Origin of the sequence: Methylotuvimicrobium buryatense 5G (assembly GCF_000341735.1) — a bacterium.
Taxonomy (GTDB): Bacteria; Pseudomonadota; Gammaproteobacteria; order Methylococcales; family Methylomonadaceae; genus Methylotuvimicrobium; species Methylotuvimicrobium buryatense.
The window spans coordinates 1,270,619-1,287,538 of sequence record NZ_KB455575.1; the positions used below are offsets into that span (position 1 = coordinate 1,270,619).

The window sequence follows — 16,920 nt, forward strand, 5'->3', positions numbered from 1 at the left end:
ATAATTCAAGAATGCGCGGAACGCTACGAAAAGAAACCACCGCATCAAGCACGATAAGCACGCATAAAAGTCGCGTTTGCTGAGCTTGTGTTATGTCAATAACCGTTGAAGTATTCGCGGGTACAACAGCAATATCCTGGGTTGTTAGGGTTGACTGATGCTCGAAGGTAATGTTTTTTTTGCTTCGACAAGCTGCTCTAACTGGCAATTATTCCGTTTCAGTTCCGCTATTTTTTTCAAATGACGTTTTTGTGTTTTTCTAAGCTCACGAAGCTCAGCTGCGCGCTCAGTCGCTTTGTTTTTCCATTCATCGCGGCTGTTTAGTAGTTTTGACATTTGAAGCATAGTATTTGGGGGATGGGTTAAAATAAGACCTATTTGTACCGCATACAGCGATAATTTTAAATCCACAAGCTGAGGAAATAAAATCACTGTAAAGTGAACGATTATAAACCATATAGTTGTGCTTCTTTTAGCTAAGTCATTGATTAGTCGCTTTATGAGCAAAATAAAAGCGGCTTAAGCTGTCGTTTTGGTCAAACGATTGCATCCAGAATGATTTTAAGTTATTGAATATTAATAAGGTATGTGATTTGATGCATGCGTTTCGACAGCCTAGGATCGCTCCCACAGAGCACCCAACCCTTTTGTGGGAGCGACACCTTCGTCGCGATTTCGAGGCCGTGAGCGTTAAACGCCAACAAATGATATCGAAGTCTCATTGGCTAAGTAACTGTTTAAAAACTGCCTCCCGATTTTTCTCGGGCGCGTTACGCTAAACTTCGGTAAATAAATGATAGACAGTTATACCTTTCACACTTCAAATTTCGGCAGTATCTGAGGAGGCGCCGGGGTGTACGGCAAAGGCTTTGCCAGCATGGAGCTGGCATAGAGCCTACAGGGATGTATTTACGGCGTCCTTTGACGGACACCCCGGCGCCGAATTTTGATCTGCGATGTGCATACTTAGCGAAGATAAACCCCGTCCGAACCAATCTTCCCCGCCCCGTTCAACACATAAATACCTGCCGAATTGGCTGGCACATGAAAACCCAGGCAGCCGTTACCGACCGACATTTCCTTCCCGGTGATTGCGTCGCGATAAACGCCGTTACGGATATTTTCAACCGCAATGTCCTGATCACTTCCGATTGACAGGCCGACCACGGCATAGCTCGCTCCATCTTGAAAATCGCGTACGAATCGCATGCCGCTTCCCCACTCATGGATTTGGCTCATTTCGCCCTTTTGCAATGCGGGTATCGCTCGCCGGATCTGATTCAAGCGCTTGATGTGTTGATATAGCGGATGGCTTTGGGTCGTACCAATGTTCTCGTCGGTCAGATGATCGCCGAAATAGGCCCTACCGGTTTGATCGAGCGTGTCGTCGTTGCCGATAACATCCTGCGGCGCACCTTTCATGAACTCGATTTCCTCGCCGTAGTACAAGCAAGGAATGCCGCGCACGGTCCACAACAAATTATAAGCGGCCGCCGCCATCCACTGCTCGCCTTTAAAGCGGAAACGAAAGTCGTTGTCAGGCCCGACATCGTGATTCTGTAGAAAGGTCACCAGCGTCGAGGCATTGCCGTAGATCCAATCCATTTCCAGCACCCTAGCCACACCTTCGAAGCTGCCCCGACTCAGATTATCGCGAAAGGTCGAGAACAATCCGAAATCGAGTTGCGGAAAACCGGAATCACCGCCGGAATGCGGATTACGCGGATCGTGACCCAAGCGTGTATACCACCACGGACGAATAAACGAAGGCCCGTTGTCGCCGCCGCCGAGATCGCCCCAACCGTAGCCCTTGACCAAATTTTCCCCGAACACGAACAGCCCCGGCTTGTGCGCCTTCCAGGCATTGACGTATTCCAATAGATTGTCGCGCGGCACATGCTTGACCGTGTCGATACGCAATGCATCGACGCCCATGTCGAGATAACGGTTGACCGCGCCGATCAGATAATCCTTGACGTTTTGACGGTCGGTCGCGAGGTTGATGCAATCGCCGGCGATATGTTTCTTCTGAACGGCCTCGCTTTCCCAATCTCCCCCGCAGATAAAGCCTTGCTGCATGTACCATTCGGGATCGAGAGCTTGCGCGTCGATGCCGAAAAAACGGCCGGGATCGTAACCGGGTTTCGGAATCGTTTCACCGGTCTTGGGATCTTGCAGCGGCAACTTGCCTTCGGGATCGCTATGATGCCTTTCACGATACCAGTCAGGAGCCAACGGGTTGTCGATGTCGTCGCGGTTCGGCCAAGTGTAATTGCCAAGATGGCCTTGATACGGACCATGATCGACTCGACCTTGCTCCGAACCTTGCGGTACATAATATTTGATCGGCAGATGATCGATGTGCACCTTGCCGCGAATACCGTACTGGCAAGAATGATTGACGACGACATCCTGAATGATCTTGATGCCGCGTTTATGGGCTTCGTCGATCAAATTCTGATAAGTCGCATCGGGCGATTCTAGGCGTGGATCGATGCGGGTCCAATCGTAGGCGTGATAACCGTGATAATCCAAACCGCTACGGTTCTCGACCGGCGGCGTGATCCAGATCGCGGTGAAACCGAGATCGCGGAGGTAGTCGAGACGTTCGATCAAACCTTTGAAATCGCCGCGCCAATGCGGGTCTTCCGGTTCGCCGGTATCAGGATTGAACTTGATACGGTCGCGGCAAAAAAAACTGCTGCTCGGGTCGCCTTCATTGAAACGAGCGGTCAGCAAGAAATAAATCGTTTCCTCACGAAAATCGCCCAATGGCCCGTTCGGATCGACCGGAACATGTAAAGGCTTCGCCGAAGCGTTTGAGCTCGGCCGTGTCGCGGCTGAAATCCCGCTAAAGGCGGCCACTCGCGGATCGACGTTCTCTTCGTATTCATGCCAATGCCCGTTCGCGTAATAGCCGCTACGCGCACAGTGCAAATCCCCAGTCTGCGAACCATTGCCGTCGTTGAAGACCACGCTGGCGGACTTCACGCCATTAAAGCGATAAACGAACCAACCATCGTTATCGACCATTACCGGTACGCCGGGCCAATGAGTGTTTTCGCCGCTCGGATAAGTATTCCAGTAATGAATATGAACGAAATCCGCCCAATCGGCGGGTTTAAGGAAGCGTATAACGAGTTCGGGCATGTGATTTTAAAGCGATCGGTGAATAAGATGGGTATCAAGACAGTATGCTAGTCATAAAACCTTAAACTAGCACACTGCGCCGGGGATAATGGCAATTGAATACTCGACTGTCAAGTACCGGATGATTAATCCCACAATTCCCAATTTGAAAATCCGCAAGAGCATGGAGGGAGTAACGAATTTTGCTCCTGCAAAAATCCACAAGGGTAAAAAAGAGCGCTTTCATCTTTTGCCTTCGAGTGTCTTCAGTGGAAAAACCGAAGACTTCGTTGACATTTACAGGTATTACTCCCTTTTGATCGAAAAACCGTCTAAGAATAAAAGGTATGGGGTGTATCTATAAAGGGATTATACACATCGCAGATCAAAATTCGGCGCCGAAGTGCCCGTCAAAGGACGCCGTAAATACGTCCCTGTAGGCTCTATGCCAGCTCCATGCTGGCAAAGCCTTTGTCGAGCACCCCGGAGCCTCCTTAGTCACCTGCCGAATTTTGAAGTACGAAAGGTATAGATTCATTGCCATAGCGTTCCGCCGTCCTCCAAGACTTCGCGGCAAAATTTTACGACGCTCGCATCATAGATGGAGCCCTTGCCTCGCTCGATCTCGTTCAAAGCCGCTTGCACTCCCAAAGCCGCCCGATAGGGCCGATGCGAGGCCATCGCTTCAACCACATCGGAAACGGCGAGAATGCGCGATTCCATCAAAATTTCGTCGCCTTTTAGCCCATGAGGATAACCGGTGCCGTCCAAGCGCTCATGATGCTGAACAACCATTTCGGCTATCGGCCATGGAAATTCGATGCCTTTGACAATTTCATAACCGATCGACGGATGGCTTTTAATGATAGTAAACAATATCGGTTCTAGCTTACCGGGCCGATTGAGTATTTCGATCGGGACGGCAATCTTGCCGATATCGTGTATCGTCGCACCTAACCGCAATCCTTCCAAGCGATAAGCATCGAAACCCATACGCCTGCCGATTTGCACGGCCAACTCGGCAACTCGCTCTTGGTGCCCGGCGGTATACGGATCGCGTTTTTCAATCGTCATGGCTATCGCGCGAATGGTTTGTATCAATGATCCTTGCAATTTCTCGGCAAAACGCTGCTGTTCTTCCTCGGCATGTTTGCGCACCGAAATATCGATGATACTGGCCCGGTATTCGGCAACGCAGCCTGTTTCGTCTTTTATTGGATCGATGCTAAGACTAACCCACAGCCCGCGCCCATCGGCACGGCGCATATTGAGCTCGATATCGCGAATGCTTTGCTCGCCGGCGAATAATTTCCCGACTTCCGTTTCCCCAAACAGATCGAAAATCGTGTTCGTTTCCAAAATAGCCCTGTCATATCCCAACATCTCGCATAACGACTGATTGAACTGCAACAAAACTCCGTTTTTAGGTGCAACAGATACATAAGCATTAGGCGCGTTTTCGTATAATTCCTCGTATCGATTCTCGGCGACTTTCAATACCGACTCGGCATGCTCGCGCTCTTGTCGAATACGCAATGCTCGGATACCGAACGCCAAGTCGCCGGCCATTTCTTCGAGCAATCTCAACTCGGCTTGATCGAAGGCATCCGGCTCAGCAGAATCGAGCGTGATCGCACCCAAGGTTTCGTCATCCGAAATCAACGGTAGCGCGACCACTGACGCATAACCTTGTGCCAACGCGGCTTCTCGCCATGCAGGGGCAAAATCATGAGCATTATTGACGATATCTTTCAGAATAAACGTTTCCTTGTTGCGAATGGCGTAGGCGGCCGGATTACGTCCGCTTGCATCATCGGCCCAAGACAGCTCGGCCGAGGTAATCAAGTCGATATCGCCCCCGGCAAAAGCCATCGGACGAATCGTTTTTCGATCGTCGTGTTCCGCATAGCCGACCCATGCAAAACGGTAACCGCCGCTGTCGATCAAGATACGGCATATATCGTTCATCAAAGTTTGTTCTTGTTGCGCATGGACAAGCGTGGTATTGCACAGGCTCAGCGTGCGCAATGCCCGGTTGAGCCTATGCATTTCACTCTCGGCCTGACGCAGCTCGGTAACATCCTGTACCGTGCCGATCATACGGATCGGTTCTCCCGCATCGTTGACAATCACTTCTCCGATTTCGTGAAGCACTCGCTCGACACCATCGGCACGGCGAATACGGTGATCGAGCTCGTATTCATCGCCTCGCGAGAAGGCATTTTGCACGGCATCGGCCACAAAGTCGCGATCCTTCGGCGATATCGACTCAAGAAACCTTCGATAGGTCGCAACGAATTGTTGCGGCTTGAAACCGAACATGCGGTACACTTCGTCGGACCACGACAACTCGTCGGTGACAATATTCCATTCCCAACTGCCTAGATGAGCGATGTGTTGAGCCGCGGCCAAGTTCGTTTCACTGATCTGCAAATGAATCATCGTCTTGATGCGGCGGAGGGTGTTGACAATCATCTCGCCAACCGTTTGCAGTAGACGCTCTTCTTCTTCGTTCCAACGACGAAGACGCTTGACGGAATCGACGCCGATAAACCCCGAGAAAACGCCGCCGTAATTAAATGGTTCAGAAAGTAGCGAAAGTATATTCTCCCGCTTGAACTCCTCGCGCTCGAGGATAGCGACGGAAGGCAAGCGATTAACATCTTCTATCTTTACGCTCCTTCCGCTCATCAGCTCTCCGAACAACCACGGAAAGGATTCGACCGTAAATTTGCTTAGTGAATCGATTTCCGGCTCGATGCCTTCCGCACACCACTCGTGAGTATGCCCAAAAATATCTTCGGTATCGTCGTAATCGAAAATATACACCCGATCGACGTCTAAAAACCGGCCTAATTGCGTGAGGGTTTTCAAAACCACTTCATTGACTTGTTCCGGTCTAGCGTTACTCAAGTTCGAAGCGATTTCGGCAATCAAGGCTTCTAAACCGATACGATAGGTCAGTGCCTGCTCGGCCCGCTTGACTTCGCTAAGGTCCAGAACGGTCAAGACAAAGCCTTCTCGTTCATCGTTATCGTTTAAAATTCCCGCAACCGTGATAAAAACCGGCAACCCAAGACCGTTCGGCACATTCAATTCCATTTCGGCCGAAAAGTCTTCGCCGTCTCGCTCGGCTTTATCGAATAGCGCTTGCAACTGCGACATGAAATAGGCCGTGACCAATAAACAGTCTCCCTTATTAAACAAGCGCTTGTTGCACTCGGGTTCGTGCGAATCGCAGCCTAGAAGAGCCCTCAAACTCGGGTTGCAAAAAATCACCCGGCGCTCGCAATCCAATATCATAATACCTTCGCCAGCCTGCTCTAGGGCTCGGTTCAATATTCTTCGACGCGCCTCCGTCTTGCGCAACTCGGTTACGTCTTCCAAAATATGAATCGCACTCTTGACGCTTCTATCCGCATGCATAATCCCGAAGGAGCGCGAAACGAATATATCTCCATTAGGTAGTTGTAATTCGTTTGCTTTTGCAAAACTGTCTTCCGGAAAATTACGGCATGCGGGCATCGGTTCATTCAGTTTCGGAAATAATTCGAAATACAAGCGTCCAATGACTTGATCCAGCGTCATTCCCGCACGATCGCAATAAGCGGGGTTGGCTCTAACGATGCGCATCGCGGCATCGTGAATGAAGATAGGATCGCCAATCGCATCGAAAGCATCGTTCCAATCTTTGCTAATGCGCTCCAATCGTCGCCGACTTTCTTCCAATTCGGCGGTTCTTTCCCTAACTCTATCCGCTAAATAATCGCGCGCGTCGATCAATTCGATTTCAGTTTTGCGCAGGCGGCCATTCAGACGTATGAAATAAACAACAACGAGGCTTAATACCAACGGCGTCAGTATCGACAATAACAACCAATGCCAATAATGACGCAAAAAATCCTCAAAACCGATCCGGCCAACACCTTCATATGGGCTCAAACGAAGCTCACGCAATAAGTCATGCACCGGGCGGTAGTTATAAGCTACAGTCCAACCGGTAATTCCCGCTGCTTGAGCTGCAGAACTATCGTTTGACATCAACATTAACGCCGAGGCAACTTCGAGACTCAAAGACTCGGGTGTATCGGCAAGTTTGGCGAATGGCCATTCGGGATAAAGGCGAGTGCTGCTTAAATAACTGAAATTTTCATGCTGTATAGGATTGATGATTTTCAGTTCATTCAGATCGATCTCGCCTTCTTTATGCATGTGCTCCAAAGTATCGCTACGCGCGGTCCCGGCATCGACAACTCCATCTAAAACCGCTCGAACGGTCGCATCATGGGTATTAAGAAAACTTAACCGAGTATGCTTCTCCGGCATCACGCCCTGAGCCTGCATTTCACGCCGAGCGGCCAGATATCCGCCTAGTGACGATTGGCTCACTGCAGCGAAACGCTTGCCGTTCAAGTCGGCGATTGTATTTATGTCATCCCGGTCCGCGCGCGCGAATATCACGCCGCTAAAAAATGTATTGCCGCGCCCGCCGTTACGTTTACGCATTGTAGCGATACGCCCCGCGCCATAACGCACTTCGAAATCGACATAGATTCCCGAGTTCGCGACAAAAAAATCCACTGCGCCCGAAGCGACAGCTTTATCGATTTCGTTAAAATCTAGCGGAACGATGGAAAAGTTTCGGCTGGATATTTCACTCGTCAAATACTCGGCGGTCGGCAACCATTCGGCCAAAGCGCGGTCCTTGCCCCGATTCGCCAATACGCCGATACGTACCGTATCGTCCGCAACAACAGACGCCGGTCTCAAGAGCAACATCGACGATAAAAACAAGATAATTAAGCGCAGCAGAAGCATATCGAACAATTTAATAGAGGAAGATTTTCTTAGGCCTTTAAGAATGAAATACGAAGTCCCCACCGGAACGGCTTAATTTCATTGAGCATCATAGCAGATAAATCTTAAACAACGGTTCGGCTAGCCAGTAAAAAAAATCGGTGATTTATCATAATGATTTATCCTAAAAAGAGCAGTTGGCATGTGCATTAGACCGTTCGTGCTGAGCCAAGTCGAATCATGAAGGGCCTACTGCACTTTCACCGGCCTGGTGAAGCTTCAAACCACCCTTCACCCTTCGACAGGGCTCTCCTGAGCGTAGCCGAAGGGCTCAGGGCGAACGGTAGTTTGAGGCTCTCAACTGCTCTTTTTAGGTTTATACTCTTTGCCAGGACTACCATTAAGTTAAAAAAACCCGTCATTCCGCCAGGAACTGGCGGAATCCAATGCCATGGATGGCAAGCTTTTGAGGCACACTAAAGCCTGAAGCAAGCATTACTTATTTTCTGTCATGCCATAAATTCTTAACCTGTCAAACACGATCCACCTAGACCATTGATTTATGAACATTGTTCTGTTCATAATAGCGACAGTTTGTGCGAATGGAATATAAAGGAAGTAAAATGGTTGTAACTATTCAGTCCCCGGCAATTATCGTTCCCACGATGGAGCGAGGGAGCGATAGGGGATGTGAATAATTACACTACATTTGTTAAAACCGGGCTAATTGATAGATTTTGGCTGATGCCAAAATTTGATTCGCGAAGAGCTTATATCTCTTATTCGTTTTTACTTATTTTTTGAAATTCGACTAAAATCGATCAATAAAGAGGAACGCCTATATGCTTGAATGGTCGATTCTATTTTTTTTACTTTTTATTATTTATATCATTATGAAAAAATCTAACGCCACCACTGAAAAAACTAAACCTGAGACTGAAAAAACCGTAACACCCGAAGCGGTTAAAGAAACGCCGAAGAAAGCAAGCCCTACCCGGCCGGCCTCTAAAAAAGTTAAAGCCACCGAAGCACCTAAAGCAACAATCGAACAACCGGTTACAACTGAAACCGCTAAAGTAACGCCAAAAAAAACCAGCCCCTCCCGAGCTGCCACTAAAAAAACAAGCAGCCCAGCTCCAGCTCCGGTTGCCGAAACGCCGGAATTAAGCATACGTGAACGCGTCGGCTTAACTGCGGGTAACATCTGGCAATACTTGGATCAAAATGGCGAAACTTCCGTTGCAAAATTAATCAAGGAACTTCCTGAAGAAGAAAAAATTATCCAGCGCAGCATCGGTTGGTTAGCCCAAGAAGGTAAAATCACACTCGACACCGTCAATCGAGTTGAAACCGTCGCACTAAAATGATGAAGGGAATGAATCGTAAAAATTAATCTACCTATCTGCTGTCACAATCGGCCCAGGGTGTAGCATGACTGGCGCGCAAGACTTCGGGCACGGCAATGCCTGTCACCGAACATGCATTCCCTCAAAAATCCAGCGTCGCCTTGCAAAAGACGTTTTGCCCGATGCGCTGTCGGACCATGCATTCGACTTCGGTGCCGTTGAGCGGCAACTGGGTCAGTTTTTTTTTGAACTTCGGCCTGGTAATCGAGTTCGGCCTGATTGGGAAGCGATTGAGCCAATGCCGCCGCTCGACTTAGCAATTGCGTCAAAATATCGATGCTTTTTGCTGTAAACCGGACTTGGGCGCGATGCCTTGCCGAACCCAAGCACACAGCATCGTCATCGACGGGCAAGACATACTCGAAGCCATGTTCTCGCCCCGCTTTTTCGATCAGTATTCGCTCGAGCGAATTCATGCCTGGATTACGAAATAGGTCACTTTGAAATCATGCTTGAAGCGCTTTTTTCTTGGTGCCGATTATGCGCAAGCTGGATGGTAGGTAACACTAATCTCGGCAAATGCATGCGGCCGCTCTGGCTCATCAAAAATTCGCGCCAATAAGGCCAAACATGATAACTGGCATTTTTTAGCGCGTATTCATCGATACACGATTGTTCCAGTTCCCCATCCGCCGTGTATTCCGCGATATATTCGGCTTCGATAAATGCCCGTACAGATTCGTCTTTCCTGGTATATTTCAGATAAACGCAATTGACCAGTCCAAGGTGCCAGTAAGAATTCTAATGAGGTTTCACCTTGCGGATTTCGTCAGTTATCGACGACAGAGCACAACACATCAGTCATTTTCCTGCTGAATTCGTCATCTACGGCATAGTTGAGCTCAACTGGCTTGGCAGTCCTCAACAGACAAGCTTGAATAACACCATCGTTATATCGATCAAAACATGCGGGACTAATTAACCTAAAAAGAGCAGTTGAGAGCCTCAAACTACCGTTCGCCCTGAGCCCTGTCGAAGGGTGAACGGTAGTTTGAAGCCTCACCAAGCCGGTGAAAGTGTTGTAGACTCTTCATGCTTCGACTTAGCTCAGCACGAACGGTCTACAACACATGTCAACAGCTCTTTTAAGGATTAAAGTAGTACGATAGGTACTTTCCAATCCCTTTTTGACAGAATTAACGCGAAGGTTATGTAGAACAGATTGTATTGTTCAATACACATCCGACTGTGAAGCATTATTTACATCGGGGGCAGGCATCACCGCTACAGAATAATGGGACGCTAACTGTTGATAACTGGGATTGAGTTCAGGGTCTTAACGACAGGCTTTAGTCACACCGCTTTTTAAATTATCGGGGACCAGCATCACGGTTGTACCACCAAAAAACTCAACGGCTTAGCCCTTTGACTGCCTAACCAGTCGGGCAGACTGTGGCTCCAGGTCGCCTCGGTACCATGAGTTTTTCCGATCTGCACGAAAAGTATTAGCAAGATTTCTCCGGACAATAAAAAACCCGCTAAGCCTTGAAACTTGCGGGTTTTTGGAGTTGTTCGGACTGTCCCGAACTTGAATTTGGTGCCGATGGCCGGACTTGAACCGGCACGACTTGCGTCACCACCCCCTCAAGATGGCGTGTCTACCAATTTCACCACATCGGCTGATAGTTTTTTATTCGTTTATTTCTTCTGCCGGTTGTTCTTTTGCTTCAACCGTTTTTGATTCATCTTCGATAGCGGGCGTTTCGGCAGATATGGAGGGGACGGCAACCGGCGCTGCTTCTTTACTCATTAATGGAATATCGAAAGCTTCTTCGGTTTCTGCGTCATCAAAGAAGTCTTTCGCGGCTTTACTACCACCACTCAACATTGCAAGTGAAAGACTTGTCACAAAGAACAAAGTCGCTAAAACTGCAGTGGTTCTCGATAAAAATGAAGCCGCGCCTTGTGCGCCGAATAAAGTTCCTGAAGCACCGCTTCCGAACGCGGCACCGGCATCGGCACCTTTGCCTTGCTGCATTAATACTAGACCAATAACACCCAGTCCGAATAATACATGAATGACTATGATAACTTGATACATATTATTATGGTTATTTTGCTGTGATTATTTAGATGCGCTATATATTTTCAAAAAACCTTCGGCATCGAGTGATGCGCCGCCGATTAATCCGCCGTCGATATCAGGCATTGCAAATAAGCCTTTAGCGTTGTCCGGCTTAACACTGCCACCATACAAAATTTGCAGTTGGTCGGCGATCGCTTGATTTTTTGCAGCAAACTTTTGACGGATATACTGATGAACTTCCTGAGCTTGCTCGTCAGAGGCAGTTCTTCCTGTACCGATGGCCCATACCGGCTCATAAGCAATGACTGCTTTACTGAAAGATTCGATGCCTGCCGCACTTAAAACCGCATCGAGCTGTTCATCGATGACGCTAAACGTTTGATCGTTTTCACGTTGCTCTAATGTTTCGCCAACGCACAATATAGGAATGATCCCTTGTTGTTGAGCTTGAGAATAACGTAATGCGACCGATTCGTTGGTGTCGCCGTAATAAGTTCTACGTTCGGAGTGACCGACGATTGCATATTTGCAATTAAATTCATTCAGCATGGATGCTGAAATTTCTCCGGTATATGCGCCAGAACTTTGATCGGCAACATTTTGTGCGCCAAGATCAAGAGGGGTGCCTTCCGTTAATTTGGCTGCATCGGCTAAATAAACATAAGGAACACAAACTACGATTCCGGTATCGGATGAGTTAAGTCCGGCAATGATGGCTTTGCATAATGATTCTGTGGCCGCTTTAGAGCCATTCATTTTCCAATTTCCAGCCACGAGTGTTTGACGCATAATTTCTCCCTCTCCATCCAAAATTAAGCTGCGTATGATATATGCTTATCGAAACTTGTTCAAGCATCGATTGCTTTCTTAACCTCATCGGCTAATTGGTTAGCGCATTTATTCACCAACGCTTCGTCGACTCCTTCCACCATTACACGAATCAAAGGCTCGGTTCCTGAGGCTCTCAACAAGACTCTACCGTTAGCACCCAATATTTTTTCGACATCCTTAACCGCTTTTTGTATTTTTTCGTGATTATCGGGATTGATTTTGATATCGGTTCTCAAGTTAATCAGAACTTGAGGATACATGCGAACTCCGGACCTAAGCTCATGCAGCGTCTTACCGCTGGTTTTCATTTCGGCCATGACTTGTAAAGCCGCCACGATACCGTCGCCTGTCGTCGTTCTGTCTAGACAAATGATATGCCCCGAATTTTCACCCCCTAAAATACCCTTCTTCTCTTCAAGCATTTCCATGACATAACGGTCTCCGACTTTTGCTCGAAACAATTCGATGCCTAAGCTTTTTAGCGCATGCTCCATACCGAGATTGGTCATTAAGGTACCGATCACCGGACCTTTTAGGACTCCAGCATTTAATCTCGATTTAGCGATGATATAAATTAATTCGTCGCCATCGACGATTTCACCCTTATGATCGACCATGATCAACCGATCTCCATCACCGTCGAGCGCAATACCGAAATCGGCCCGATAGGCAAGAACAGTCGAAACCAATTTTTCGGTCTTCGTGGCCCCGCACTCTTCATTGATATTCAGCCCATCCGGTTCGGCGCCGATCGTAACGACTTCAGCGCCTACTTCGCTAAAAACGTGAGGTGCGATATGGTAAGTCGCGCCATTGGCACAGTCGACTACGATTCTGAGACCGTTAAAGTCCATCCAAGTCGGAATCGTACTTTTGCAAAACTCTATATACCGGCCTGCCGCATCTCCAACACGATTGGCTTTACCTAGTTTAGCCGAGTCAACCGTCGTCATCGGCGAGTCAATGTAATGCTCTATTTTTTTCTCCATGGAGTCGGGTAATTTCGTTCCCTCAACTGAAAAAAACTTAATGCCGTTATCATAGTAAGGATTATGTGATGCGCTGATGACGATACCCGCCTGGGCGCGCAAAGTTCGTGTCAAATAGGCTACCCCCGGCGTCGGCATCGGTCCCAATAAACGCGTATCGACACCGGCAGCAGTTAATCCCGCTTCGAGAGCCGATTCGAACATATATCCTGAAATTCGGGTATCTTTTCCGACCAATACGAAGCCGTGCCCTTCATTTGCGAATACACGCCCGGTTGCCCAGCCCAATTTGAGCAAAAAATCAGCCGTTATCGGATACTCACCCACTTTTCCTCTAATGCCATCGGTTCCAAAATATTTTTTTTCCTTCATATTTAAGCCCGTTTGTTACTTATTCGTTAAAAAGCATGCTTGTTTCAAAATATAGTGTTCGCACATCAAATTTCGGTTTTTTATCCCCGCTTCCTAGCCTTCTTCCAAAGGGAGACGGTGCTGAAGTGCCGAAATTTGATGTGGCATAAGTATAATATACCCTTTGCTGGTCAAATTTCGGCGCCGGGGGTCCGTCAAAGGACACCGTTAATACGCCCATGTAGGCTCTGTGACAGTATCCCTGCTGTCAAAGCCTTTGCCGAACACCCCGGCGCCTCCATGCGTCAATGCCGAAATTTGAAGTGCGATGGGTATAAAAAAGGAGAGCCGTCACCGACTCTCCTTTTCACTTGTTTCCGAAAAGATTATTGGCCTTGTTCGGCGGCATCGCCTAATGGCGACTCGGAATCTTTAGCATCGGCATGACCGTCCACTTTGATACCACCTTGAGGTGGCGAGGGATCTTCCCAGCCTTGTGGTGCTCTAACCGGTTTCCTTGCCAACAAATCGTCGAGTTGGGCTTTGTCGATCGTCTCATACTTCACCAAAGCCTCGGCCATCGCATGTAAAATATCTTCGTTTTCTTTCAGAATTTTTTCTGCACGCTCGTAGTTCCTATCGATAATCGAGCGAATTTCTTCGTCGATCGTATGCGAAGTCTCCTCGGCAACCGACTTATGCTGCGTAACAGACCGACCTAGAAACACCTCGCCTTCTTCTTCACTATAAGCCAAAGGACCGAGACGTTGCGACAAGCCCCATTTCGTAACCATGTTTCTGGCCAACTCGGTCGCACGCTCGATATCATTGGATGCGCCGGTGCTGACTTCCTCCCAACCGAAAATCATTTCCTCGGCAATTCGTCCGCCATACAAACTCGAAATCATGCTGTCGAGTTTACGTTTACTAATGCTGTATTGATCGCTTTCAGGAAGAAACATCGTCACCCCTAAGGCGCGCCCACGCGGCATGATGCTTACCTTGTAGACCGGATCGTGGTCAGGCACCAAACGACCGACAATGGCATGCCCGGCTTCATGATAAGCCGTCATTCTTTTCTCTTTTTCGCTCATCACCATCGAGCGGCGCTCCGCACCCATGATGATCTTGTCTTTCGCCTTTTCCAAGTCGACCATGCTGATTAATCGCTTGTTGGTTCTTGCCGCACACAAGGCGGCTTCGTTAACCAAATTAGCCAAATCTGCACCGGAAAAACCGGGCGTGCCTTGCGCTATATATTTGATCACGACATCATCGGCAGCAGGAACTTTCTTCATGTGAACATTCAGAATCTGCTCCCGTCCTTTCACATCGGGCAAACCGACCGTGACTTGGCGATCGAATCGCCCGGGGCGCAACAAGGCTTTATCCAATACGTCCGGACGGTTGGTCGCGGCGATCACGATAACCCCTTCGTTCCCTTCAAAACCGTCCATTTCGACCAACAACTGATTTAAGGTTTGTTCGCGTTCGTCATGCCCGCCGCCTAATCCAGCGCCGCGTTGGCGACCCACGGCATCAATCTCATCGATAAAGATAATGCAAGGCGCATGTTTTTTTGCCTGCTCGAACATATCGCGAACTCGAGACGCGCCGACACCGACGAACATTTCGACAAAATCGGAACCGGAGATGGTGAAAAACGGCACTTTTGCTTCACCGGCAATGGCCCTAGCCAATAACGTTTTGCCGGTCCCGGGCGGACCCACCATCAATGCGCCTCGCGGTATTTTTCCGCCGAGTTTTTGATATTTAGCGGGGTCCTTTAGAAAATCGACCATCTCGGCAACCTCTTCCTTGGCTTCGTCACATCCTGCAACATCGGAGAATGTCACTTTGATCTGGTCTTCCTCGAGCATACGCGCCTTGCTTTTACCGAAAGACATAGCTCCTCTTCCGCCAGCGCCTCCGCCTTGCATTTGGCGCATAAAAAAGACCCAAACCGCAATCAACAACAAGATAGGACCAAATGAAACCAGAAGCTGCATTAAGAAGGAAGGTTGTTCAGGCGGTAGTGCTTTAATGTCGACCCCGCCTTCGAGCAAATCATCGACTAAATGTGGATCGTTCGGCGCATAGGTGCGAAACGTCTCGCCGGTTTGCATTTTTCCCTTGACGACATTGTCATCGATTGAAACCTGTTGAACCTGCCCCATTTTAACCGCTTGTATGAACTGCGTATAAGACAGCGTAAGATCGCCGCGATCTCCACGCGGAGCGAAATTGTTGAATACCGACATCAATACGACGGCGATGACAACCCATAAAATTACATTTTTTAACATATCGTTCAAGTTACTAGCCTCTGACCTTATCAGGCCCTCGGTTTAAAAACATTGCAATTGTATCAGGAATCTGCACTCCTGATCGTTGTTATTGATTTTCGCCACTCTCATTCATTAACATGGTGACTCAATCAGCTTATTTAAACCCTTTCCCTAAAATATATACTTCATTGCTTCTTGGTCTGGAGGCTTTCGGCTTTCTGATCGTAACCGATGAAAAACTTTGCCGGGCATCTTTAAGAAAACTTTCGTATCCTTCCCCCTGAAAAACCTTGACTAAAAATGAACCGCCGCGATTTAAAATCGAGCGCGCAGTATCAAGCGCAAGTTCGCATAAATACATGGAATTAGGCTGATCAACACCTTTATTGCCGGTCATATTCGGTGCCATATCCGACATAACCAAGTCGACAGTCGCTCCGGCCAACAGGCTTTGCAACCGTTCCAACACTGCCAGTTCCCGAAAGTCTCCTTGAATAAAATCGACATTTTCCAATGGATCCATCGGCAATATATCCAGAGCTATAATTTTATTTTTTTTTCCGATAATGCGTCTGGCATATTGAGACCAGCCGCCCGGTGCCGCGCCTAAATCGACGACATTCATTCCCGGTTTTATGATGCCGTCTTTTTCTTGTATTTCAATTAACTTGAATACTGCACGAGATCGCCATCCTTGCGCTTGAGCCATTTTGACGTATTCATCGTGAAAATGTTCCTGTAACCAGCGACTACTGCTTTTGCTTCGTGCCATATCGGAAATCGTGTAAAATTCGCGTTTTATTTATAGCTAAGGAAACACAGAGTGACCCCTGCCGAAAGAAAACAACTCAAAGCCCAAGCCCACAGCCTGAAACCGGTTGTCATAATAGGCCATTCAGGCTTAACGCAAGGCGTTTTGGCTGAAATGGATATTGCGCTCAATAGTCATGAACTCATTAAAGTAAAAATACGCGCCGAACGCGACGATCGAAAAAAGCTACAACAGGAAATTTGCACACAAACCGGAGCCGATTTCGTTCAAAGCATAGGCCAGATTCTTGTTATTCATCGATTAAATCCGGAGAAATAAGCGTATGAGCGGG

General features: G+C 48.2%; 11 protein-coding genes, 1 tRNA gene and 1 pseudogene. 2 read left to right on the plus strand and 11 right to left on the minus strand.

Going from position 1 to position 16,920, the window contains the following annotated elements:
* Window positions 1–144: 144 nt before the first annotated feature.
* The 3 genes from METBU_RS0105720 to METBU_RS25160 all read right to left on the minus strand — a co-directional run bounded on the left by METBU_RS0105720 (window position 145) and on the right by METBU_RS25160 (window position 7,947).
* Complete coding sequence (locus tag METBU_RS0105720; protein WP_235726384.1) at window positions 145–432, minus strand: hypothetical protein; 288 nt, start codon at window positions 430–432, stop codon at window positions 145–147.
* A 534-nt stretch (window positions 433–966) separates the two neighbouring features.
* Window positions 967–3,150 (minus strand): alpha-amylase family glycosyl hydrolase, encoded by a 2,184-nt coding sequence (locus METBU_RS0105725; RefSeq protein ID WP_017839714.1) that lies wholly within the window; start codon window positions 3,148–3,150, stop codon window positions 967–969.
* 513 nt (window positions 3,151–3,663) lie between these two features.
* A complete protein-coding gene (locus METBU_RS25160; protein WP_017839717.1) occupies window positions 3,664–7,947 on the minus strand; it encodes a PhnD/SsuA/transferrin family substrate-binding protein in 4,284 nt (1,427 codons plus the stop codon).
* Between the two features lie 821 nt (window positions 7,948–8,768).
* Between METBU_RS25160 and METBU_RS25165 the strand changes: the two genes are divergently transcribed.
* On the plus strand, window positions 8,769–9,293 hold the full coding sequence (locus METBU_RS25165; RefSeq protein WP_017839718.1) for a winged helix-turn-helix domain-containing protein: 525 nt from the start codon (window positions 8,769–8,771) through the stop codon (window positions 9,291–9,293).
* A 41-nt stretch (window positions 9,294–9,334) separates the two neighbouring features.
* On the opposite strand, the gene METBU_RS0105755 is transcribed toward METBU_RS25165, so the two are convergent.
* The 8 genes and pseudogenes from METBU_RS0105755 to rlmE form a co-directional block, all read right to left on the minus strand.
* On the minus strand, window positions 9,335–9,748 hold the full coding sequence (locus tag METBU_RS0105755; protein ID WP_026130059.1) for a hypothetical protein: 414 nt from the start codon (window positions 9,746–9,748) through the stop codon (window positions 9,335–9,337).
* Window positions 9,749–10,542: 794 nt separating this feature from the next.
* Window positions 10,543–10,742 (minus strand): annotated as a pseudogene (locus METBU_RS28680) (IS21 family transposase); the annotation flags it as partial.
* 125 nt (window positions 10,743–10,867) lie between these two features.
* A tRNA-Leu gene (locus METBU_RS0105760) sits at window positions 10,868–10,952 on the minus strand.
* A 10-nt stretch (window positions 10,953–10,962) separates the two neighbouring features.
* Complete coding sequence (gene secG, locus METBU_RS23415) at window positions 10,963–11,373, minus strand: preprotein translocase subunit SecG (RefSeq protein ID WP_017839719.1); 411 nt, start codon at window positions 11,371–11,373, stop codon at window positions 10,963–10,965.
* Window positions 11,374–11,397: 24 nt separating this feature from the next.
* Window positions 11,398–12,147, minus strand: coding sequence for a triose-phosphate isomerase (tpiA, locus tag METBU_RS0105770; RefSeq protein ID WP_026130060.1), 750 nt, complete (start codon window positions 12,145–12,147; stop codon window positions 11,398–11,400).
* 59 nt (window positions 12,148–12,206) lie between these two features.
* On the minus strand, window positions 12,207–13,550 hold the full coding sequence (gene glmM / locus METBU_RS0105775; RefSeq protein WP_017839721.1) for a phosphoglucosamine mutase: 1,344 nt from the start codon (window positions 13,548–13,550) through the stop codon (window positions 12,207–12,209).
* A 365-nt stretch (window positions 13,551–13,915) separates the two neighbouring features.
* On the minus strand, window positions 13,916–15,835 hold the full coding sequence (gene ftsH / locus METBU_RS0105780; protein WP_017839722.1) for an ATP-dependent zinc metalloprotease FtsH: 1,920 nt from the start codon (window positions 15,833–15,835) through the stop codon (window positions 13,916–13,918).
* A 136-nt stretch (window positions 15,836–15,971) separates the two neighbouring features.
* Entirely contained in the window at window positions 15,972–16,589 is a 618-nt protein-coding gene (gene rlmE / locus METBU_RS0105785; RefSeq protein ID WP_017839723.1) for a 23S rRNA (uridine(2552)-2'-O)-methyltransferase RlmE, read from the minus strand.
* Between the two features lie 51 nt (window positions 16,590–16,640).
* Here rlmE and METBU_RS0105790 point away from each other — a divergent pair, with 51 nt between their 5' ends.
* On the plus strand, window positions 16,641–16,907 hold the full coding sequence (locus tag METBU_RS0105790) for a YhbY family RNA-binding protein (RefSeq protein ID WP_017839724.1): 267 nt from the start codon (window positions 16,641–16,643) through the stop codon (window positions 16,905–16,907).
* Window positions 16,908–16,920 lie beyond the last annotated feature (13 nt).